We start from the raw sequence: 21,301 nt of genomic DNA, 5'->3' as shown, positions 1-21,301 counted from the left end.
GCTCCTACGCAGCCGCCCGCCGCGCAATCTTTTCGCGGCTCATCGCGGCGCGCCATGCATATTCAATCGCGGCGATCATGCTCGAAGGGTTTGCGATTCCTTTCCCGGCTATGTCGAACGCGGTGCCGTGATCAGGCGAGGTACGCACGAACGGCAATCCAATCGTAATATTCACCGCGCGATCGAACTCCAGCGTCTTGAGCGCAATCAAACCCTGATCGTGATACATCGCAACCGCCGCGTCGAAATTAAATGAACCCGCCTTGCGGATGAACGCAGTGTCGGGCGCGAGCGGACCGTACGCGTCGATGCCCTCGCGGTTCGCCCGCCGAATCGCCGGCGCAATCACGCGAATTTCTTCGTCACCGAACATGCCGCTTTCACCCGCATGAGGATTCAAGCCGAGCACCGCGATTCGCGGCCGTGCCACGCCGAGTGCGCCGCGCAGATGCGTCGAGAGCAGGCGGATCGTGTCGAGCACGTTTCGCTGAGTCAGTGCAGACGCCACTTTTGCAAATCCCATATGCGCAGTCACCAGCGCGACCGTCAGCTCGCCGCCCGCAAACATCATGCGCCACAGCCGGGTTCGGCCCAGATGCGCCAGCAGTTCCGAATGGCCGGGAAAACGGTGCCCCGCGCGGTTCATCCAATCCTTGCTGATAGGGGCGGTCACGATAGCGTCGACCTCGCCGCTCATCGCCATCCGCGCGCCAGTAACAATATAATCATACGCGGCGCCGGCGCCCTCGACGCTGGGATGGGCAGGGCGAAGTGCGCGCGCCGATAAATTCGATATCGAAAGTACCCCGAGGCCCTTGCTCAGGCGAATCGAAGGTTCTCCATGACGCCACTCGCAAGGTTCCGGCACATCGCGCAGTCGTTCCGCCGCCGCGCGCATCGCGGACACGTCGCCGACGACCACAAGCGACGGCGCACTGCGACGACTCGCGAGCGTCGCGGCCGCCTTGAGGATTACCTCGGGCCCGACGCCCGCCGGATCGCCCATGCTGATCGCCAACAGCGGCGGGGTCTTTCGTCTCGGCGGCGTCCTCATCTAGTACATGGTCTCGACGTAGTGCTGTTTCACAAGATCGGATTCGACCCACTTCTCGAGCTGCGCACTGGATTGCTGATCGACGAGCTGGGCGCGAATCTCTGTCTTAACTTCGCTGAGCGGTACGACGCCGGGCACTTCGTGCTCTTCGAGCTTGACCAGATGAATGCCGTGGCTGGTTCGAACCGGCGCAGAAATCTCGCCAGGCTTGAGCGGCTTCACCGCGGCCAGGATCGAATCATTGATATCGGCGGGCGCGAACCATCCGAGTTCGCCGCCGTTGGACTTCGATTCGTCGTCGGAATACACCCGCGCCAAATCGCCGAAGTCGTCGCCCTTGGCCGCACGCGTGCGAATCGTCGCGGCCTTCTTTTGCGCGGCACTCACTTGCGCAGCCGTCGGGTTGGCCGGCAGCGCGATCAGAATCTGTGAAAGCCTGAGGCGTTCCTTGGTGATCGTGAAGTCTTGCTGGTGCGCGTCGTAGAAGGCTTTGACGTCGGCGTCCGGCACGTTGATCTTCGCGCGGACCTCCTGCTCGATCATCATCGCTTTTTCGAGGTCCAGCCGCGCGCGCTTGCGCAGTTCGTCGTAGCTCATCCCGCTCGCCTGCAGTTGCGCGCGGAATTCCTCCTCGCTCATATGCTTGTCCATCCGCAACTGCGTGATGTACTTGTCGACCTGCGCCTCGTCGACCTTGTCGTCGTATTTCTTCACTTCCTGTTCGAGCAATTTCTCCCCGATCAACGCCTTGACCGCGGTCTTGGCGGCGTCGGAAGTAGCAAAGTCATTGCTTTCGATCGGCTGGCCATGCTCCGACGCGAAATCCTGGACCTCGCGCATCGTGATCGGATCACCGTCAACGCTGGCGACGACGCGATCGACTGGCGGAGTGCTCGTCTCTTCCTCTTCATCCGGAGTTTCGGGTTCTGCTACCGGCGCAGGCGGCGCAGGCTGCGGCTCTTCCTTCTTCGATAACAGGGCCGGGAGCGAGAAGCCGCCGGGAGCGTCTGACGCTGGCACCATCCGCGCCTCTCGTGAGGGGTTTACCGCGCCTGGACCCGGCGGCGGAGGCAGAGGTGCAGGCTGCGACGGCAGCGGCGGTTGCGCGGGCGCAGACGATGTCAGCAGTGTCTGCGGCGTCGGTCTGGACGACGGCGTCCCTACCACCGCGGGCGATTCTGCGGATCCCGGTGGGACCGCGAGCGCGTCCTTGATGAAGGAGTAGGATTCCGGTTTGAGAAGGTCTATCGAGCAGCCCGAGAACGTGCCCGCGACCGCAATACCAATCAGTACCGCCGAAGCTGCCATCACCACGCATCGCGCGGCGGCTCGCGGAAACGATCTCCTGTTGTGCATCAGTTGACGGCCTGCCCGAGTTTCACGGCGGGCCAGTTGTCCAACTTTTCACAGCCCGCCAGAGCCTGCAAGATGCCGTCGAGTTGCGCGAACAATTGCTCGTAGTCTCCGGGCTCAATTCGCGCAATCACCTGGAATGATGGCGTCAGCCGCATCGTGCGCCGATTCTGCTCCGCAAGCTTGGTGAGCAGCGTAGTATCCACCGGCGCGTCGGGATGGAAGCGGACCTCGAGCTGCGATCCCTTCAGAATCGCGCTCAGGATCATCAACTGCTTCATCTGGCGCCGAACGTTCATCGCGGCGATCAGATTTTCGATCAGCGTCGGCACCGGGCCGAACCGATCGCGCATCTCGTCGCGAATCTCGCCGAGGTCCTCTTCGCTCTGCGCGCGCGCGAGCCGCCGATACAGCACCAGCCGCTCGTTTTCGTCGGCAACGTAAACCTCCGGGATATAGGCTGGCACCGCAATTCGCAGCTCGGGCTCGAAGTCGGGTCGATTCGGCTGTCCGCGCAGCTCGGCAATCGCCTCTTCCATCATCTCGGTGTAAAGCTCGAAGCCGACCGCCGCGATCTCGCCGTGCTGCTCGTGGCCGAGCAGGTTTCCCGCGCCGCGATGCTCGAGGTCGGCCATCGCCAGCTTGAATCCGCCGCCGCTCTCGGACTCGACCAACTCGCGCAGCGCGTCGATACGCCGCTTGGCGTCGCGGGTGATGATGTGCTCGCCGGGAATCAGCAGGTACGCGTACGCCTTTTGGCGCGAGCGTCCGACACGCCCGCGCAACTGGTAAAGCTGAGCGAGACCGAAATGGTCGGCGCGATTGATGATCATGGTGTTGGCGTTGGGGATGTCGAGGCCCGACTCGATGATCGCGCTGCAGACCAGCACGTTGATCCGCTTCTCGATAAAGTCGCGCATCACGTCCTCGAGTTGGCGCTCCTTCATCTGCCCGTGCGCGATCGCGATCTTCGCCTCGGGCACCAGCGACCGCAGATGGCTCGCCATGTAGTCGATATTCTCGACGCGATTGTGCACGAAAAATACCTGGCCGCCGCGGTTCAGCTCGCGAAGGATTGAATCGCGGATAGTGGCGTCGTCGAAATGCGCCACGAAAGTGCGAATCGCCTGGCGGTCCGGCGGCGGCGTCTGAATCACGGAGAGATCGCGGATGCCGAGCATCGCCATGTGCAGCGTGCGCGGAATCGGTGTCGCGGTCATCGTCAATACCGGCACCAGCTTCTTGAGCTTCTTGATTCGCTCCTTGTCGACCACGCCGAAGCGATGCTCCTCGTCGATCACCAGCAGGCCCAGCCGCGGAAACTGCACGTCGCTCGACAACAGCCGATGCGTCCCGATGATGACGTCGACTTTGCCCGCGGCGGCGTCCTCGATGACGGCCTTATTCTCCTTGTGGCTGCGAAATCGCGAGACCATCTCGACCCGCACCGGCAAATCCTTGAAGCGCTCGCGAAATGTATTCCAATGCTGCTCGGCGAGAATAGTCGTCGGCACCAGCACCGCGACTTGCCGCCCGTCCATCACCGCGATGAACGCGGCGCGCAGCGCGACCTCAGTCTTGCCGAAGCCCGCGTCGCCGCAGATCAGACGATCCATCGGCTTGACCCGCGTCAGATCGCGAATGACGTCGTCGATCGCCGCCTGCTGGTCGGGCGTCTCTTCGAACTCGAAGCGCGACGCGAACTCCTCGTAGTCGTTGCCGGGCGCCGGATACGCGTGCCCCTCCATCACCTCGCGCGCCGCATAGATATCGAGCAGCTCGGCCGCCATCGCGAGCACCGCCTGGCGCGTGCGCCGCTTAACCTTCTCCCATGAGCCGCTGCCCAGCTTGTCGAGCTTCGGTTCCGCGTCGTCGCCGCCGATGTATCGCTGAACCAGATTTATCCGCTCCACCGGCACGTACATCGTGTCGTTGCCCGCGTATTCGAGGTTGAGAAAATCGCCCTGCACGTCGGCGACCTTCATATGCCGCAGGCCGCGATACTTCGCGATACCGTGATCGATATGCACGACGAAATCGTCAGGCTTCAGCTCCTCGAGATTGAGCAGCGCACCCTTCGCGGTCGGCCGCCTGCGCCGTCGCGCGCGCGGCTCACCGAAAATTTCCTCTTCGCTGTAGATGTAGAGGCCGTCCTCCTGCAGCACGACGCCCGCCGAAATCTCGCCTTCCATGATCGCCGGCCGAAAGTCGGGCCATTCCATCAGCGCCGCCAGACTTTTGCATTCGACGTTAACCTCGAGGTCATACGCCTCCAGGTGACGGCGCAGGCGCGCGACCTGATTCGGCCCCTCGACGATCATCAGCGAACGCCCCTGTCCGCGCTGGACTTCACGCAATTCGGTCGAGAGCGGCTCGAAGCTCGGCGGCGTCCGCACTCCGCTGAGTTGATTCGCGCCCAGCCGCAACGCGTTCTGCGATTTTACTTCGACCGGCACCGCCCATCCCTCGCGCGGCGCCGCCAACGTCACCAGCGATCCGACCTCGACTGCGGTAAAATTTCCTAGCGCCTTTTCGAAGGTATCGACCCCGAGGAACAGCGCATCCGGCGCAGGATGAAACGCGGGCTTGCGCGCCGCTATTTCCGTCTCGTTGGAAACCATGCCCGCGACGCGATTGGCTTCGGCCAGAACGCGCCCCGAATCGACCAGCCACAGGAGCGCGTTCGGCGGCATGTATTCGAAAACGCTGTCGAGCGGGCGTCCGTACGCATACGGCATAAGCAGTTCCGCTCCGGGAAACAAAAGACCGTTCTCGAGCGTCTCGGCCAGCTCCGCGGCCTCCTTGCGCACCATGCCGATTTCCGCCGCGCGCAACACGACCTGCTCGCGCATCTTCGGGTCCTTCAGGGCAGACGGCGGCACGTAGCGCGTGCGGATGATGGTCGCCTCGACCAGTTCGGCGCCTGAGCGTTGTGAGTCGGCGTCGAAATGGCGAATCGAAGTGATCACATCGTCTTCGAGCTCGATGCGAATCGGGTCGCGATACAGCGGCGAGAACGCGTCGACGATTCCGCCGCGGACGCTGAAGTCGCCGGCCTCTTCCGTTTGCGGCACCCGCTGATAACCGCACGCCGAGAGCGCTTCGACCAGAGCGTCAAGGTCAAGGCGGTCGCCAATCGCAACGGTGACAATCGATTCGTTGAAGGAAGCGCGCGGAATCGTGCGCGTCATCAACGCTTCAGCCGAGGTGACTATCAGCGGCGACTCATGCCGAAGCATCGCGAACAGCGCCGCCAACTGCGACGCCTGCGCGTCGGTCGGCGGCGATAATTGCGCCATCGGCTTCACTTCCCACGATCGCAACAGATGCACCCGGCGGGTGGCGGCATCAGCGTCGGCGGGCTCGTCGAGAAAAAACGCGATCTCGCCGGCGAGCGCCTCGGCTTCAGGAGCCGTTGACGTCACTGCGACGATCGGACGCGTCAGCCGCAGGCGCATCTCGCGGATCATAAGAGCGCCGGCCGCGCCTCGCAGCCCCATCACCGGGAATCGGCGTTCAGTATTTGCCGCGAGCCTCGCTTCAAGCTCGCCGGCCGCTTCTTTCAGGCTTCGTTGCAAGTTTTGCGATCCGAAATACGCAAATTCGCCCTGCGGCGATGCGCGCGAGGACCGCACATGCCGCTGGCGTCGATAGAAATGATAGCAGAAAAGAGCGTGAAGAACCGCGAATTAATCCTCGCGGTCCTTCACGCATTCTCCGGACCTGTCAAAAACGATTACTTGGCGCGTTTTTTCCGCGCCGCGGCGGCTCCTTTCTTTCCCAATGCAGTCCGGACCCGCGACGGCAGGTTCGCGATGGTTTTCTTTTTCCTGGCTGCCGTCGCCGCCTTTTTTATATTCTTGCGAGCCGCGGCCCGTTGTTTTTCCGTCGCCATTTTTTCAGCTCCCTCGGAGAATCGCGCGCCCGATTCAGTCTTCCTTCGAGTACATTTCGTCGTCGCGATCTCCCGCCTGGCTTTCGCTCTCCTCAGACGCCGGATTCATCGCGGATTCCATCGCCAGCTTGCTCAACGTTTTCTCATTCCAATCGACATGCGTTTTTTCCTGACGGCGCACTTCGCTGATTGCTTTCGTCGCCGCCCGCTTCAGCTCGGGATCCCCGATTTTCGGCGCAATCGACGCCAGCATCTCCCAATTCCAATGGTCCTTGGTCTCGGCGAGCACGAGGTTTTCGATGTTGTTCAGATCCTGCATTTCAGCCGGCACCTGCGTGCTTATCAGACCTTCCGCCTTATGCTCCGCGGCTTGTGCGCCCGGACTTTGATAATCCGGATCGCCGCCGACCGCCTCGAGCATAGACGTGCACAGCTCGACGTGCCGATGGGTCTGGCGCAGAAACTCCGACAACTTGTCTTCGAGTTCCGAATGCTCGAGCTCGCTCAGCGCCTTCTCGTACAGCTTCACGCCGCCCTTTTCCACCGCGAGCATCTCTGACAGAAAATTCCGGATCCATTCGGGGCTGACCGCAGCACCTCGACGCCCACCCGCGCTCGACCTCGACATCCCATCGCCGCGCGACGTACGACCGTTATGTGACCTGTGGCTGCCGTTACTATGGGTTCTTACTCTTGGCATCTGGCTAGTCTCCATCCAAGCTCGCTAGGAGCCGGGTCCTATAAAAATGTTTGCAGAGATCAAGCAATGGATGTGCCCGTAGAAATGCAGACAGATGGTTAATCGGCGCCGCGACCAAAACAGGAACTCAGAAGTTTTTACCGCGATGACAGTCCTCCAACTGAACGATTGTTCGAAAGACTACCGCCGGCCAGCCAACGCCGACAGCTCTCTTCTTCCGTCGTCACGCGGTACGCCACCACGAAATTGCAATTGTTGCAAAAGCGCCTGCGCATTGCGCGGAGCATGCCCCCCGGCGTCATTGTTGAAGTACGCGTAAACGTCACGCCGCTGGCTGAGGAATCTTTTCATGGTGCTCGCCCAATTCCGAATCGCCGCGGCCGAGTACGATGACGCGAACATTTCCTTCGGACCGTGAAACCGGAAATACATGAAATCAGCGGTGGGACTCACTTCAGGCAACGGGTATCTGCTCGAATGAGAAATCACGAGCGCGGCCCCATGACGGCGCAGGAGTAGCAGCATCTCCGAATCGAAGCAGGAGCGATCGCGAAATTCCATTGCGATTCGTCGCGAACCGTCGCGACTCGCGTATCCGAGGAATTCGTCGACGCTGTCAAGATTCGCCTCGGACGCCCGAAAGTTCGCTGGGAATTGCAGCAGGATCGGTCCCAGTTTCTCCTTCAAAGCGCCGACGCGTTTTAGAAATTCCTCCCACGATTCCCGAGCGTCACGCAGCCGCTTGATATGAGTTATGTAGCGCGAAGCCTTCACCACGAATTGGAATTTCCGGGGTGTCTGCTGGTACCACGCGGCGCAGGCTTCTTTCGATGGCAGCCGATAGAACGTGTAATTTATTTCGACTGAGTCAAAACGCGTCGCGTAGTAGGAGAGCCATTGCCGCGATGGAAGATCCTCTGAAAAAAAGCTGCCGCGCCACTCGCGGTAGTTCCATCCTGAGGTTCCAATGTAAGCGCGCGCCATCTGAACGCGGCTCTTCGAGCCTGTTGATAGTGGAACGCATACATCGTGCCGTCGCGAAGTTCAGTTCACCGCACTTTCCGTTTCAGTCGCCACCGAAGGTGCCGCTCTCGGCGAGGTTACCGGCAGCGGTAGAATGTTCCCGGCCGCGTCGGTTTCGTGATCCACGTGAATCGCGATCCGCATCGTGCGATGGTATCCGCCGGGGAGCGGCCGGACCACCGTGATGTACGTCGTATCGCCCGGCTTGAGATGGCCCAGCGCATAACGAATCTCCTCCGGCGTGCGCACCCGTACATCGTCGACCGCGATAATCAGATCGCCGCCGGTTCCCAGCGCGCCCGACTTTCGCAGCAGTGGGAAAACGATCGGCGCAACCGGGAACAGCAGCACACTGCCGAGCGCGCCCAGGTCTCCCGCCGGTGTGCTCCCCGTTCTCGCGACTACGCCCGCACGCGCGGCCGGGCTGTTGGGATAGACGGTCACCACCTCGAAGCCATGCTCTTCCGCGCCGAGATAGCACTGCGTCGTGTACTCGAGATCGATCCCGAGATATGGACGATGGTGATGGTCGTCTGGATCATGCGGATGGAAATTGCGATTGAGCCGCGCGATTTCATCTTCGCGCGACTGTCGAAACGCGCGCTGCTCAGCAGTCTCTTGCTTATCGGGCGCGGGAACTTTGACCGAAGGCTGCGGCGCGACTTCCAGCGTCGTCGACTCAGCGGGCTGGCGCCCCGGGAGGTTTCGGCTCGCGCCGACGCTGGGCTGTCCCGCGGGTAAATGCAGATTCGCGGCGTCGTCCGATTGCGCCGCTATCGACGGCGAGGCGTGGTCGTTGGAAGTATCTGCCGCGGTTGTGGCGCAGGGAGAGAGAAGGACGACCAGCAGCGGGCAGCCGATGAGGACGCTCGGACTTCGCATGACCGATCACCTCGATACTTATTTCTGCGCTCGGTCGAAATAGTAGGCTCGATTTCAGCGAGGCTCAAGGATGAAAATTACGCAGCGCAGGCGATGCGCATCATCGGGAACGTTCGAGAAATGAAATCGGTGATTAGTGCGTGAAGTTGTCCGGCGCCGCATTCGCCATCGGCTCGCCGACTGCGCCGACTTTCACCGCTATTTTGAGCGTCGCGTGCGGAGTGTGCTCGTCAGTGCCGTTCGGCCTGATCACCGTCAGGTACATCGTGTCGCCAGGCTTCAGCTGCGACATCGCATTTTCCAGGTCGCTCTGATCGCGCACACGCTTGTCGTCAACCGCGACGATCAGATCTCCGCCCTGTCCCATCGCTCCCGAAGTCGCCAGCGCCTTGGAACTCAGGATCGATCCGCCGGGCAGAATTCCTGTCAGGGTCGTGACCGCCGCGCCGATCGCCGTCATCCCGGATCGCGGCTGCAGACCCGCCTGCGCCGCCGGACTATTGGGATCTACAGTCAGTACTTCGAGCCCGTGCTCCTCGCCGCCGTTGTAGCACTTCGAGACGTATTGCACGGTGATACCGAGGTAGGGGCGCGCATGCGGCTGGTTGCGATAACCGTAGTGGTTACCCTCGCCGTTTTGATTGCTGTCGAGATCGCCGGTGCCGTTCCCGGTGCCGGGACGAAAGTTCGGATCGATCGACGAAGTGTCCTCGCCGGGATTGAAATTTCGATCGCTGGGAATTTCCTGGGTAGTGGGCTTGGGCGCGGCCAGACCCGGCTGCGGCGCTATCTCGAGCGTCGTGTCGTCGCTGCCGCCCTGCCCCGTGATTCCGTGCGGGGCGGAATCGCCTGCGCCTTGCGATCCGCTTTGCGAGTTCTGGTTCTGAGCGAATGCAAACTGGGACATCGCGAACAGCGCGGCCGTCGCGACTCCCAATGTGAGTATCTTCTGCAGCTTCATTGCCATTGCGCTCATCGACCGGCGATCGAGCGGCTCTGCAAATATAAGCCCGCCGCGCGCGCTCCTCAAGCCGGACGATTTTTCCTTGAAGCAGGCGCTAACCCGTGCGAAAGTTTGATTCATCCATGAAGATCATATCAACCGTCGCGCTACAACCCGCGCATCGCAACGCAATCCTGAATGCGGCTCCCGGGGCTGACCTGGCCGATCGTCAATGCCGAACGGTCGAAGAAGTCAGCGATCTCGTCGGCACCGGATGCGACGTGATGCTCACCTTTCGGGTCCCCAACGACATCGCGACTCGCGCGCCCGGCCTCAAATGGATTCAACTTCTCAGCGCCGGTGCCGACCACGTCCTTGGCGGCCCGCTCAAGCGAACCCCGATTTCGATTACGACCGCGAGCGGAATTCACGCGACGCCGATTGCGGAATACACACTCGGCTCGATGCTCGCATACGCGCATCGCATTCACCTCGCGATTCGAGCGCAAGTGCGCCGCGAGTGGATGCGCTCGGGGGCTTTCATGGCAGGCGTCGACGACATCCGCGGGCAGACCCTCGGCATCATCGGCTACGGATCGATTGGCCGGGAAACGGCGCGCCTCGGGGCCGCATTCGGAATGAAAGTACTCGCCCTGAAGCGCAACCCATCGGACCGCGTCGATCCCGGATGGTGTCCGTCGGGGCTCGGCGATCCCGACGGTAAAATTCCCGCACGCTACTTCGGGCCCGACGATCGCGAGGCGATCCTGCGCGAATCCGATTACATATCCGTAACCCTTCCGTTGACGGATCACACCCGCAAATTTATCGGCGAACGGGAATTCGTCGCGATGAAACCGGGCGCATACCTGGTCAACATCGGCCGCGGCGAAGTGATCGACGAGCACGCGATGATCGATGCGCTGTCCGCGAAAAAAATCGGTGGCGCAGGCCTCGACGTCTTCGAGCACGAACCGCTCGAAGCCGGCAGCACGCTGTGGGATCTCGAAAACGTGATCCTCACCCCGCACATCTCAGGCGCCAACCGCGGCTACATGGACAAAGCCTGCGAACTATTCGCGGAGAATCTAAACAGGTTCGCAGCAAAACGACCGCTGCTCAATTTGATAGATCCGGGACTCGGCTATTAGTGGAGTCAGCTCGCTTCCGCTCGTGTCATTCTGAGCGGAAGTTGCTGTGATTGAGCCGAAGCCCTGAGCGAAGCCGAAGGGGAAGAATCTCGCCGGACGCTCTTGCGTTCGGCGCCCGCCGGCAGACGCGCTGACGCGCGAGATCCTTCGCTGCGCTCAGGATGACGGACGGGCGACGGATGGATTGAGTGGTTACCCTATTTATCCCGCAGCGCTGCGAGAAACCGTTCCTTCAATCCATCGAACGGGCCGTTCGACATGAACAACGCGACGTCGCCATCGCGCGCGTCGGCTAGCATTCGCTCGAGGATCTCATCATTCGACGCGCATGCCGCCGCATGAGGTCCGCGCGCGCCGATAGCACTCGCGAGCGCGCCGGTTTCCAGCCGCTCGCCTGGCGCGATCGGATCGTTCTCTTTGAAATACACCGGCCCCAGGTAAACCCGCGACGCTCGATCGAACGCGGCCGCAAACGCATCCTGAAAAACATTTCGCCGCGCCGTGTTCGATCGCGGCTCGAATGCCGCGAGTATTCGCCGTCCGGGGAACCGTTCTGCAATCGCTTCGAGGGTGACGCCGATCGCCGTCGGATGATGCGCGAAGTCATCGACCACGGTCACTCCCGCGGCCTCTCCGATCACCTGCTGTCGCCGCACCACGCCCTTGAAGGTGCGCAGTCCCGCGGCTATCTCGTCGCCGGAAACTCCGAATGCGTTCAGCAGCACGTAAACGCCGAGCGCGTTGGCGACGTTCATGCGGCCGCCGATTGGAAGATGAATCGCCTCATGGATTCGGTCGCTACCGCGCGTCACCGAAAATCGCGCGCCGTCAGCGCCCACGGTGATTTCCGTCGCGCGATATTCGCCCTCGCGCAGCCCGTACGTAAGCCGCCGCGAGCGCGTCCCCGCGCTGACTTCGAGCGCGTGCGGAAAATCGGCGCACACCGCGAGCACTCGCGACGCGTCCATCTGCTCGACCAGCGCGCGGAAGCTCGATTTCACATGATCCAGATCGCGATAGATGTCGGCGTGATCGAATTCCACCGCCGTGATGATCGCGCCGCGGGCCCCGTAATGCAGAAACTTGGGCCCCTTGTCGAAAAACGCGGTGTCGTACTCGTCGCCCTCGATTACAAAATCCTCACCGCCGCCCAGTCGGTAGTTCGACCCGAAATCGCTCGCGACTCCTCCCACCAGCAACGACGGATCGCGTCCCGCCGCTTCGAGCACGTGCGCCATTATCGCGGTCGAGGTGGTCTTGCCATGCGTCCCCGCAACCATCAGGACGCGCCGGTCCTTCAGGAAAAAATGCCACAATGCCTCGGGCATCGAGAGATACGGAATCGGCGATGCGATCAGTGCGACAGCTTCGGGATTGGTCGGCACGATCACATTGCCCACCACGGCCAGATCGGGGGCGGGCGACAGGTTCGCCGGCGAAAATCCCGTCATTAATTCGACTCGCGAATTTTTGAGCAGTGATAAGGTCGGCTCGTAGAGCTGATTGTCGGATCCGGTGACCGAAAATCCACGGTCGGCCAGCATTCCCGCCAGAGCAGCCATCGCGGTGCCTCCCACTCCGACCAGGTGCACGCGGCTGACGGACGCCGGAATGCGCGCGAGGCGCGATGCGCTTTGGGAATCAGCCACCGTTGACTGCGTCCATGATCAAGTCGTGAATCTTCGGGCGGAAGTCGCGAATCTTCTGATTGTCGCGCCGCGGATGAACCCGATTGGTCAGCATCGAGATCGCAACCTCGCTGTCCGGCTCGATCCAGATCGATGTGCCGGTGAAGCCAAGATGCCCCACCGCCGCCGGCGAGAACCGATGCCCCGAGCTGGAATTCTCAGGCGACGGCGTGTCCCATCCCAGCGCCCAGGTCGATCCGGACACGGTCGCGTCGCGCGTCCAGAACTCGCGGATTATTTTCTGCGGCACGAAGTCCGAACGTCCCGCGTAACAGGCGATCAGCTCGCGCGCGATTCTATCTACCTCGCGCACCGGCGCGAACAGTCCCGCGTGACCGGCGACTCCGCCCATCGCGAACGCGTTCTCGTCGTCGACCTCGCCGACCAGCAGCCGCTTGCGTAAAGGACATATCTCGGTCGGCGCGAACATGTCGGGGACCGGCTCCAGCCGCCGCGATCGGACGTGGGAGATATCTATATAATCAGTCGCGCGCAGGCCGAGCGGCCGGAAAATTTTATCGCGGCAGTATCGGTTGAGCGCGACGCTCGCAACCTTTTCGATCGTCTCGCCGAGCAGGATGAATCCAAGATCCGAGTAGATAGTCCTGGTCGCGGGCGGTGCTTCGGGTTTCTCGCGATGAATCTCCTCGTAAGCGAACTCCTTGGCGCCGTAGCTCGCCATGAAATTGACCCGGCCGCCTTTTTCGATTTCCACAATCCGCTGATAGAACGGACGCCACGCCGCCAGCCCCGAGCAATGCGCCAGCAGATGCCGAAAGGTGATGACGGTTTTGCCGTGCACCCCGAAGTTCGGGAAAAAGCGCGTCACCCGATCGTCGAGACGAAATTTGCCGTCACGCGCGAGGATCATCAATGCGACCGTCGTCGCAATCGCCTTGGTGAGCGATGAGAGGTCGTAAACGGTTTCGATTTTGGCCGGCGATCGGTTCGGCTCGATCGACCTGAAACCGAACGCGCCCTCGAACGCGACGTCCGCACCGCGCCGCACGACCACGGTCGCGCCCGGGATCACCCGCTGCTCGACGGCGTCGTTGAACGCCCGATCAACCTCACTCCATCCCAACGCCCATCCTCCAAAAAAAAACGCTACCGCGTAACCGGCGGCTCAGAAAAAATAATCCGGCGCGCGGCGGAATCGATTCGCGCAACCACGCCGAACGGAATCGTAAAATTCTCGGTGCCATGTCCCGCCTCGATACCATACAGCACCGGGCATCCAAGACCCGCAGTCTGCTCGGCGGCAAAGCGCGCTATCAATTGGGTCTCCTGCTCGTTTCCGTCGATCGCGCGAATCGCGCCAAACACAATTCCAGCCACGCGGCCAAGCGCGCCCGATTGACGCAACTGCACCAGCATCCTGTCTATTCGATACGCCTTCTCGCCCGTGTCTTCGAGGAAAAGGATTCGCCCGTCGAAGCGCGGCTCGAACGGCGTGCCGATCATCGCGACAACCACCGACAGGCATCCGCCGATCACTTCGCCCTGCGCGTTCCCCGGATGCATCGTCTCGCGTGCCTCGAGCTCGAAGCTGTCGATTCTGCCGCTGAGCAGCCCTTGCAAGTGTTCGAAGGAGCGCGGGCTCAGGCCTTTGGCGAAGTCCATCGCAACCATCGGCCCGTGAAAGGACACCGTCCCGGCGAAATCGACCAGCGCATTGAGCAGGAACGTCGGGTCCGAGAAGCCCACGAATATTTTCGGCGCTTTGGCCATCGCCTTGAAGTCGAGTAGCGGCAGCAGCCGGCCGCATCCGTAACCCCCACGCGCGGAAAAAATCGCCTTGACCTCTGGATCGGCGAAATATTCCTGCAGCTCGGTCGCGCGCTCGCGATCGTCGCCCGCCAGAATCCCCGAACGCGCCAGCACGCGCTCCGATACCTTCACGCGAAAGCCCATCGAAGCAAGTACGTTGACGCCGCGCTCGAGATGCGCCCGTTCGATCGCCGCGGCTGACGCAACGACCGCAACTGTGTCGCCCGATTTGAGCGCGTTGGGTTTGATCGGTTTATTTTTCACGGATTCACGCTATCTCGCCCCGAATCCTACCAGAAGGAACGAGGCAACGCCCGCCAGGAGTGCGAATCGCGCCGCTCATGTTTCCGATTCAGTCGGCGACCGCCGGCGCGGCACGCTCTTCCATCCCGGTCAGCGAACCGACCTCTGAGAAGCCGAGCAGCGCCGCCGTGACCCACAGACCAGCCGCACCAATCGCAATCGTCGGACGCAGACCGATGATGCCGCCCGCGACGCCCGCGACCACCTGTCCAGCAAGCGTGCTGGCGAGGCGAAGAAAGCGCAGGCTCCCGTTTACGCGGCCGAGCATTGGTTTGGGCGTGATCGTCTGGATCAGGCTGACGGCGTTGACGAAATACACCGTCGCGGCGCTGTCGCCGACCAGTTGTTGCGCGACCAGCAGCGCCACCGACGCCAGGCCACTCCCTCGCGCGATCGGCAGCAACATGTATGCGACGCCTTCGATTGCGAGCCCCGCCACCATCGCCCTTCCGGTGCCGAGCACGTCAGCGGTCCTGCGTGCCGCCAATGCGCCGAACAGCGAGCTCGCGCCGCCGACAGCGAAGATCACGCCGAGCACGCCGGGACGGAAGCCGAGCGCGTTGACGACGTACAGCACGTACAGCGTGCCGACCAGACTGTTCGCAAAGCCGCCCACGATCACGTTGATTCCGAATGCGCGCAGACGACGGTCGGTGAAGATCAAGTGCGCGCCGTCTGCTATCTCGCGGGCTACGGTCGCGTCGCGTGCGCGTGGCGCGGGTGCCGGTTCAGGCTTTCGTATCAGCGCGATCGCCAATGCCGATGCGAGAAACGAGATCGCGTCGATCAGTATCGCGAATGGCGCCGTGAGCCATTCGACCAGCCAACCTGCGAGTGCGAAGCCGCCGGCCTCGGCAACTCCGGCGCTGGCGGTGAGCTTGCTGTTCGCGTCGAGGAGATGTTCGCGGTCCACCAGTGACGGCAAATAAGATCGGTACGCGACGTCGAAGAATAAATCGAGCGCCGAGTACGCGAGCATCACGGTGCAGAGTTGCACCATCGTGAGCGCCGCAAACATCGCGGCAATCGGAATCGTGCCCAATACAATGAAGCGGCCGATATCGGTGCCGATCAGAATCGGGCGGCGGCGCATGCGATCGACGATCACGCCCGCAAACAAGCCGAGCACGAGCGTCGGCACGATTCCGGCCGCGGCGAGGACGCCCATCTGAAATGGAGTCGCCTTCAGCGCGATCACTGCCGCAAAGCTTATCGCGACATCGCCCATGCGCGTGCCAAAGAGGGAGACTGTCTCTCCCGTCCACAGTTTCATGAAGTCGGCGTGTTGAAAGAGCGCGCTCCGACGCCGCGCGGCGACGCCGATGGATTCGTTGTCTATTTCGTCCGGTTGCATTCAACGTCTCACGCGCGGCCATCCGCGCAAAAAAGAAAAAAGCCCCGGGCTTCGACGCCCGAGGCTCTTTCAAGCCAGCTTTCGAAGTATCCCTCACCCACCAGGTAGATGTTTGATTTGGATGATGAGGGTGACTTTCATAGGATTCTCGACTTCTGACTGACCGCGACACTAATCGCGGGGCGCTTGTGGGTCAATAAACCAAATCAGTCGAACTTGAGGATAATTTTCCCGAAATGCTCGCTCGCCTGCATCAATCGATGTGCGGTTGGCGCGTCGGCAGCCGGAATCACTTTGTAGATTGGCGGATGCAATTTGCCGGCGTCGAGTGCAGCGCCGAATTGCTCGAGGAACGCCGCGACGATCTGCGCCTTCTCGGCAAACGAGCGGTTGCGTAACGTCGAGCCGAAGATCTTCAGATGACGCCGCAGCACCGCCGCGAGATCCAGTTCGGCTCGCGTCCCTTGCATCAAGCCTATCAGCACCAGCCGGCCGCCTTGTGCGAGTGACTCGATATTTCCCGCAAGGTACGCGCCGCCAATGCTATCCAGGATCGCGTCGACGCCGCGCCCTTCCGTCGCCGTCTTCACCTCGGGCGCGAACGGGCCGCGCTTGTAGTTGATCGCGACATCGGCGCCCAGCTTGCGACATTGCTCGCACTTTTCATCCGAGCCCGCAGTCACGATTACGCGAACTCCTGCTTCCTTGAGCAACAGTATCGACGCGGTGCCGATGCCGCTGCCGCCGCCGTGGATCAATCCGGTCTCGCCGCGCTTGATTCCCGCGAGCATGAAAAAATTCAGAAACACGGTCAGAAAGACTTCGGGGATTCCCGCCGCCTCTTCGAAGGTCAGCGTTGCGGGAATTTTCATCGCGGACCCGTAATGCGCGACAGCCTTCTCCGCGTAGCCGCCGCCCGGTATCAACGCCATCGCGCGATCGCCGACTTTCCACCCCTTGACCGCCTCGCCGACCGCGACGACTTCGCCGGCGACCTCCATCCCGATGATTTCCGACGCACCCGGCGGAGGCGGATAGAATCCCTGGCGCTGCAGAATGTCGGCGCGATTCACGCCGGCGGCGCGGACGCGAATCAGGATCTCGTCGGGCTTGATCGACGGTTCGGGAACTTCGCCGAGCTTGAGCGCGTTTTCATCGCCCGGCTTTTCAACGACTACTGCCTTCATGAATTCACCCTACCTATAGATCATTTTCACAGGTATCTGCTTCCAGCCGTTGCCGTCGTAGTGAAACTTGCACTGATCGAATGTCGGCGCGCTGAATTGGGGCACGATGTTGTTCGAAAATCCATAACCCTCGAGCGGGTAACCGACTATATTCGATTTGAACTTGCCGCTGCCGTCCTCGTCGTGAAAGAGCGTGACTGCGTAATCGCCGGCCGGAAGAGGCCCCGCGAACACGCACACGCCGCCGGCGTTTTTAATCGGCGCGGTGACGTGCTTCAGGATGTGAGAGTCGTCGCGCGGGAAGCCGGCCGGCCCCGGCCATAGCGAGCACACCAACTGCCCATTGTTGTTTCGCAGTCCCGTGATTTCAACCTTGATACCCTTCGACGCATCTTGTGCCCGCGAAATGGCGGGTAGCGCGACCGCTGCAAGCAACAGCGCGAATGCGATCAGCCGAATTCTCAATCTCATCAAATCGCCGCTCCACAAACGAAGAGGGCCCACGAGGACCCTCTCACGTGTTTATTCTCGATGCCGCGAACGCGTGCCTAGTTGTAGTTGTTGATCACCGTGACGCCAACGTTCTGGAACGTGTTCATCTCGTTGAAAATTTTATTTATGCCATCGAGCGCGCAGGTCCCAGTCACCATCGCTTTGGGCGTGACCTTCTTTGCCTCGACCATCTGCAGCATCGACGGATAGTGCGACGCCTGCATCCCGAGCGATCCGATCAACTGCAGTTCCATCGTGACGATCCGATCGATCGGCATCGGAATCTCACCCTGCTCCGCCGCGGTCGTGAGCCCAATCTGCAGGTGACGTCCCTGCTTGCGCAGACTCATGATCGAATTGCGGCAAGTGGCGGTGACACCAAGTGCGTCGACAGATACTTGCGCCCCACTGCCGGTAAGATCGAGAATCGCCGAGATCGGATCAGTCTTCTTCGCGTTGATTACGTGCGCCGCGCCCATGCCCTTGGCGAGTTCGAGTTTGGCCGAATCGAGATCGACGCCGATCACGTTGGCTCCCATGGCCGACGCGATATTGATAGCCGACAATCCGATTCCGCCGCATCCGTGCACCACCACCCATTCACCCGGCTTCACTTGCGCGCGATCAACGATTCCGTGAAACGACGTCATGAAGCGACAGCCCATCGAGGCCGCCTCGACGAAGTCGATGCTCGGCGGAAGTGTGACCAGGTTCATGTCGGCGAACGGCACCGCGACCAGGTGGCCGAATCCGCCGTGATATGAAAAGCCCGGCAGCAGCGGCGTGAGGCAAACGTTGGATTGCCCGTTGCGACAATACTCGCAGGTGCCGTCGCCCTGGCTGAACGGCACCACGACGCGCGCGCCCTTCTTGAAGTTGCTCACGTCCTTGCCGACTTCCTCGACCACGCCGGTGAATTCATGACCAAGGACCGCGCCGGGCTGTGCCGACAGTCCCATCCACGTCCAGTCGCCCGACCACGCGTGCCAATCGGATCTGCAAATGCCGTTGGCCTCGACGCGCACGATCGCGCTGGTCGGTGCGCATTCGGGATCGGGAATCGTTTTGACGACGAGCGGCTTCTTGGTGGCCTCGAATACTGCTGCTTTCATTGTGGCCTGAGTCCTCCTTCACGAATTCAATTTCGATATAGCGCCTTTGTGAGCGAATCGGCAAATTCCTTTCGCGCGATCATCAAAGCAGTCGGGCCACGGTTTTCTCGAACTCCGCCGGCGTATGCGCGTCGATATCGATCGGATGGAGATCGACGCCCGCCTCGTCCTGCGCCTTCAGGCGCTCGACCGCGCCTTCGATTCCACCGATATAGCCCAACTCCGAGAGCAGCTTGGGCGAGAGCGCCGCAGTTCCCGCCTTCGAGCCGCCGGCGTCCCACGCCTGCTTGACCTTCTGCACGTCGTCGCCGAAGCCGAAACGTGTGAGCTGCTCGGAATAGAAAGTCCCCATGCGCGCGGCGTAGAACGCGACGTTGGCGGCATGTCCCGCTTTTGCGCGATCGACGTTGTCGGTCACCGTGACGTGTCCGGGCGCTTTCACTGCGACGTCGCGCGGGTTGCGTCCGGCGGACGCCGCGATCTCGCGGAAATCCGCGATCGCTTTCTTGAGCGAATTGATCGGAATCATCACCGGCAGCCATCCGTCGGTTTTCTTCGCGGTGAACTCGACGCTCTTTTTGTTGAGCGACGCAATCCAGATCGGAATATGCTTGCGCGGAGTCTCGAAGCGCATCGTGAAACCCCGCTGCAGCTTGAACAGCTTGCCTTCGAAGTTCAGCGGCGTCTGCGCCATGATCATATTGATGATCTCGACGTACTCCTTCATCCGCGTCAGCGGCGGATTGAACGGGACGCCGTGAAAATGCTCGATCACCTGCGGCCCGCTGGTGCCCAGACCAATTATCATGCGGCCGTTGCTCAGCTCGTCGAGCGTGCCGAAATGCTGCGCGAGCGCGGCCGGCGTGCGCGAATAGATATTCACGATCGAGGTCGCCAGCTGGATCTTGCTGGTATGCTCGGCGAGCAGCGTCAGCAGCGTGAACGCGTCGCGGCCCCACGCCTCGGCCACCCAAATTGAATGGATGCCGGCCTCGTCCGCGATTTTCGCTTTTTCGATCGTGCCCTTGAAATCAGGCTTGCCCTGCCAATTGACTCCGACTGCTAATTTGCGCGCCATTGAATTCTCCTTCTACGCGATATCGCGAACTCGTTCATACCACTTACTGACGTTGCCGAAATCTTTCACCATCGAAAAGTTCGACGGATTGAGCGCGAGGAAAAACAGCGGATGGTAGAGCGACGCGTCGGCCATCGTGAAGCTCTTGCCGAGAAAAAATTCCTTGCCTGCGAGTTGATCCTCGATCATTCGCAAGTAGCTCGTGAGCTGCTCCTTCATCGGTGGGTGACGCTCGCGCATCTGCGCCGTCGTCATCCCGATCAGCTTCTCGCGATTAGCCTTCAGCTTCGCATCGCCGGCGGCCTCGAGCAGATCGGGAATCGTCAGAAACAAGACCGGCATGAACAAGGTGTTGTCGGCCCACTGATCGATTATTTCGATTAGCCCGCGCGCCTCGTCGGGTATCACGCGATTCGCCGGCACCTTGCGATCGATCCACCTGATAATGTCCGCGGAGTTGTAGACCACCTCGCCGTCCCACTCGAGCACGGGGACCCGCGTCCACGCGCCCTTGGTGACCGCGAGCAGGTTGGTCTTGTCCTCGTAATGGCAATCGATCGGATGCCACTTGAGATGCTTGTAGGTGAGCACGCGCCGCACCTTCTCGGAGAACGGCGAGATTGGATACTGGTAGAGATTTATTTCGCCCATTTTTCTATAGCCTGGTGATCTGCAAAGCGAACGTCACATCGTTGCGGATCAAGTTCCGAATATGGCATCCGCGCTCGGCGACTTCGACCAGTCGATGAAGCTGATCGTCGCTGGCGCCGGATTCAACTTGAAGTTTTACTTTAATTTCTTTCACATGCCCTTTTTCATTGGCCGACGCATGCACCATCGAGCGCCCCAGCTCAATTTTGCGCACGCGCGCAGCCACTCGCAGCGACATCAGCAAGCATCCGCCGAGCGCACCGAGGAACGACGACACGGGATCCGGAGCGGTCGCCTCTTCTCCCGACAGCCGCCATCGCAGCGGACCATATTTCACTTCGGCGTTGAGCGAATCGCCGATCGCTTCGACCGTGACATCGCGATGATGCGCCTGCTCATGCGAAGAATCCGTAGCTGGCACTTGAGTCGCGTCGTCCTCCAACGCTCAACCTAGCCGAGACGGAGACTTTTCTACAAACCGTTCGTTCAGGGTTTATCGGGTTTATCCAGCCGCTCGATTTTTGCGAGGCGAAGTATCATTGTACGAGATAGCCCGGGGTACGGTCATGAAGACACGATTCATATCTCTATTCGCCGCCGTCATTTTGGTCGCTGCGCTCGTCTCGCACGCCGTCGCGCACGACATGGAGGATATGGACTCGGGA

The 21,301-nt window shown here is 61.2% G+C and carries 19 protein-coding genes; 1 reads left to right on the top strand and 18 read right to left on the bottom strand.

Annotated features, from left to right (window positions below; all coding sequences use genetic code 11):
* Positions 1–4 precede the first annotated feature (4 nt).
* From pdxA to WB650_RS19510, 8 genes are all read right to left on the bottom strand, one after another.
* Entirely contained in the window at positions 5–1,054 is a 1,050-nt protein-coding gene (gene pdxA, locus WB650_RS19545) for a 4-hydroxythreonine-4-phosphate dehydrogenase PdxA (RefSeq protein WP_422304302.1), read from the bottom strand.
* Entirely contained in the window at positions 1,055–2,410 is a 1,356-nt protein-coding gene (locus tag WB650_RS19540) for a foldase protein PrsA (protein WP_422304303.1), read from the bottom strand.
* Positions 2,410–5,985, bottom strand: a complete 3,576-nt coding sequence (gene mfd, locus WB650_RS19535) for a transcription-repair coupling factor (RefSeq protein ID WP_423961684.1) — start codon at positions 5,983–5,985, stop codon at positions 2,410–2,412. Before mfd ends, WB650_RS19540 begins: the two co-directional genes overlap by 1 nt.
* 158 nt (positions 5,986–6,143) lie before the next feature.
* Complete coding sequence (locus WB650_RS19530) at positions 6,144–6,302, bottom strand: hypothetical protein (protein ID WP_423961682.1); 159 nt, start codon at positions 6,300–6,302, stop codon at positions 6,144–6,146.
* Positions 6,303–6,336: 34 nt separating this feature from the next.
* The gene (locus tag WB650_RS19525) at positions 6,337–6,930 is read right to left on the bottom strand and encodes a ferritin-like domain-containing protein (protein ID WP_423961681.1); all 594 of its coding nucleotides are present in this window, start codon (positions 6,928–6,930) and stop codon (positions 6,337–6,339) included.
* A 252-nt stretch (positions 6,931–7,182) separates the two neighbouring features.
* Positions 7,183–7,986: a DUF72 domain-containing protein gene (locus WB650_RS19520; protein WP_423961679.1), complete on the bottom strand. Its 804-nt coding sequence runs from the start codon at positions 7,984–7,986 to the stop codon at positions 7,183–7,185.
* A 60-nt stretch (positions 7,987–8,046) separates the two neighbouring features.
* Positions 8,047–8,907, bottom strand: coding sequence for a PDZ domain-containing protein (locus WB650_RS19515; protein ID WP_422305933.1), 861 nt, complete (start codon positions 8,905–8,907; stop codon positions 8,047–8,049).
* Between the two features lie 133 nt (positions 8,908–9,040).
* On the bottom strand, positions 9,041–9,883 hold the full coding sequence (locus WB650_RS19510; protein WP_423961677.1) for a PDZ domain-containing protein: 843 nt from the start codon (positions 9,881–9,883) through the stop codon (positions 9,041–9,043).
* Positions 9,884–9,993: 110 nt separating this feature from the next.
* Between WB650_RS19510 and WB650_RS19505 the strand changes: the two genes are divergently transcribed.
* On the top strand, positions 9,994–11,001 hold the full coding sequence (locus WB650_RS19505; RefSeq protein WP_423961675.1) for a D-2-hydroxyacid dehydrogenase: 1,008 nt from the start codon (positions 9,994–9,996) through the stop codon (positions 10,999–11,001).
* Between the two features lie 197 nt (positions 11,002–11,198).
* Here the strand turns inward: WB650_RS19505 and WB650_RS19500 are convergent, their stop codons facing one another.
* The 10 genes from WB650_RS19500 to WB650_RS19455 all read right to left on the bottom strand — a co-directional run bounded on the left by WB650_RS19500 (position 11,199) and on the right by WB650_RS19455 (position 21,057).
* Positions 11,199–12,650, bottom strand: coding sequence for a UDP-N-acetylmuramate--L-alanine ligase (locus WB650_RS19500; RefSeq protein WP_422306861.1), 1,452 nt, complete (start codon positions 12,648–12,650; stop codon positions 11,199–11,201).
* Positions 12,643–13,773, bottom strand: a complete 1,131-nt coding sequence (locus WB650_RS19495; RefSeq protein ID WP_422306859.1) for a serine hydrolase domain-containing protein — start codon at positions 13,771–13,773, stop codon at positions 12,643–12,645. The genes WB650_RS19500 and WB650_RS19495 overlap by 8 nt, the downstream gene beginning before the upstream one ends.
* A 23-nt stretch (positions 13,774–13,796) precedes the next feature.
* Entirely contained in the window at positions 13,797–14,723 is a 927-nt protein-coding gene (locus WB650_RS19490; protein WP_422306857.1) for a S66 peptidase family protein, read from the bottom strand.
* An 88-nt stretch (positions 14,724–14,811) separates the two neighbouring features.
* Positions 14,812–16,116, bottom strand: a complete 1,305-nt coding sequence (locus WB650_RS19485) for an MFS transporter (protein WP_423961672.1) — start codon at positions 16,114–16,116, stop codon at positions 14,812–14,814.
* A 206-nt stretch (positions 16,117–16,322) separates the two neighbouring features.
* Positions 16,323–17,303, bottom strand: a complete 981-nt coding sequence (locus WB650_RS19480; RefSeq protein ID WP_422306854.1) for an NAD(P)H-quinone oxidoreductase — start codon at positions 17,301–17,303, stop codon at positions 16,323–16,325.
* 9 nt (positions 17,304–17,312) lie between these two features.
* On the bottom strand, positions 17,313–17,774 hold the full coding sequence (locus tag WB650_RS19475) for a DUF2141 domain-containing protein (protein WP_422306852.1): 462 nt from the start codon (positions 17,772–17,774) through the stop codon (positions 17,313–17,315).
* Positions 17,775–17,851: 77 nt separating this feature from the next.
* Positions 17,852–18,907 carry a zinc-dependent alcohol dehydrogenase family protein gene (locus WB650_RS19470; RefSeq protein WP_422306850.1) on the bottom strand — a complete coding sequence of 352 codons (1,056 nt, stop codon included), beginning with the start codon at positions 18,905–18,907 and terminating at the stop codon, positions 17,852–17,854.
* Positions 18,908–18,989: 82 nt separating this feature from the next.
* Entirely contained in the window at positions 18,990–19,985 is a 996-nt protein-coding gene (locus WB650_RS19465; protein WP_422306848.1) for an LLM class flavin-dependent oxidoreductase, read from the bottom strand.
* A 12-nt stretch (positions 19,986–19,997) separates the two neighbouring features.
* The gene (locus WB650_RS19460) at positions 19,998–20,636 is read right to left on the bottom strand and encodes a glutathione S-transferase family protein (RefSeq protein WP_422306846.1); all 639 of its coding nucleotides are present in this window, start codon (positions 20,634–20,636) and stop codon (positions 19,998–20,000) included.
* Between the two features lie 4 nt (positions 20,637–20,640).
* Positions 20,641–21,057 (bottom strand): OsmC family protein, encoded by a 417-nt coding sequence (locus WB650_RS19455; RefSeq protein ID WP_422306844.1) that lies wholly within the window; start codon positions 21,055–21,057, stop codon positions 20,641–20,643.
* Positions 21,058–21,301: the final 244 nt, after the last annotated feature.

The organism is Binatus sp. (SeqCode) (assembly GCF_049584895.1).
Taxonomy (GTDB): domain Bacteria; phylum Desulfobacterota; class Binatia; order Binatales; family Binataceae; genus Binatus.
Note: the sequence above shows the minus strand (reverse complement) of the source record. Positions and strands in the feature narration are given on the sequence as shown.

Bases quoted from the DNA above. Each gene is read 5' to 3' on its own strand.
- pdxA (WP_422304302.1), bottom strand. From the start codon at position 1,054: ATGAGGACGCCGCCGAGACGAAAGACCCCGCCGCTGTTGGCGATCAGC.
- WB650_RS19540 (WP_422304303.1), bottom strand. From the start codon at position 2,410: ATGCACAACAGGAGATCGTTTCCGCGAGCCGCCGCGCGATGCGTGGTG.
- WB650_RS19530 (WP_423961682.1), bottom strand. From the start codon at position 6,302: ATGGCGACGGAAAAACAACGGGCCGCGGCTCGCAAGAATATAAAAAAG.
- WB650_RS19525 (WP_423961681.1), bottom strand. From the start codon at position 6,930: ATGTCGAGGTCGAGCGCGGGTGGGCGTCGAGGTGCTGCGGTCAGCCCC.
- WB650_RS19520 (WP_423961679.1), bottom strand. From the start codon at position 7,986: ATGGCGCGCGCTTACATTGGAACCTCAGGATGGAACTACCGCGAGTGG.
- WB650_RS19515 (WP_422305933.1), bottom strand. From the start codon at position 8,907: ATGCGAAGTCCGAGCGTCCTCATCGGCTGCCCGCTGCTGGTCGTCCTT.
- WB650_RS19510 (WP_423961677.1), bottom strand. From the start codon at position 9,883: ATGAGCGCAATGGCAATGAAGCTGCAGAAGATACTCACATTGGGAGTC.
- WB650_RS19505 (WP_423961675.1), top strand. From the start codon at position 9,994: ATGAAGATCATATCAACCGTCGCGCTACAACCCGCGCATCGCAACGCA.
- WB650_RS19485 (WP_423961672.1), bottom strand. From the start codon at position 16,116: ATGCAACCGGACGAAATAGACAACGAATCCATCGGCGTCGCCGCGCGG.
- WB650_RS19480 (WP_422306854.1), bottom strand. From the start codon at position 17,303: ATGAAGGCAGTAGTCGTTGAAAAGCCGGGCGATGAAAACGCGCTCAAG.
- WB650_RS19475 (WP_422306852.1), bottom strand. From the start codon at position 17,774: ATGAGATTGAGAATTCGGCTGATCGCATTCGCGCTGTTGCTTGCAGCG.
- WB650_RS19470 (WP_422306850.1), bottom strand. From the start codon at position 18,907: ATGAAAGCAGCAGTATTCGAGGCCACCAAGAAGCCGCTCGTCGTCAAA.
- WB650_RS19465 (WP_422306848.1), bottom strand. From the start codon at position 19,985: ATGGCGCGCAAATTAGCAGTCGGAGTCAATTGGCAGGGCAAGCCTGAT.
- WB650_RS19460 (WP_422306846.1), bottom strand. From the start codon at position 20,636: ATGGGCGAAATAAATCTCTACCAGTATCCAATCTCGCCGTTCTCCGAG.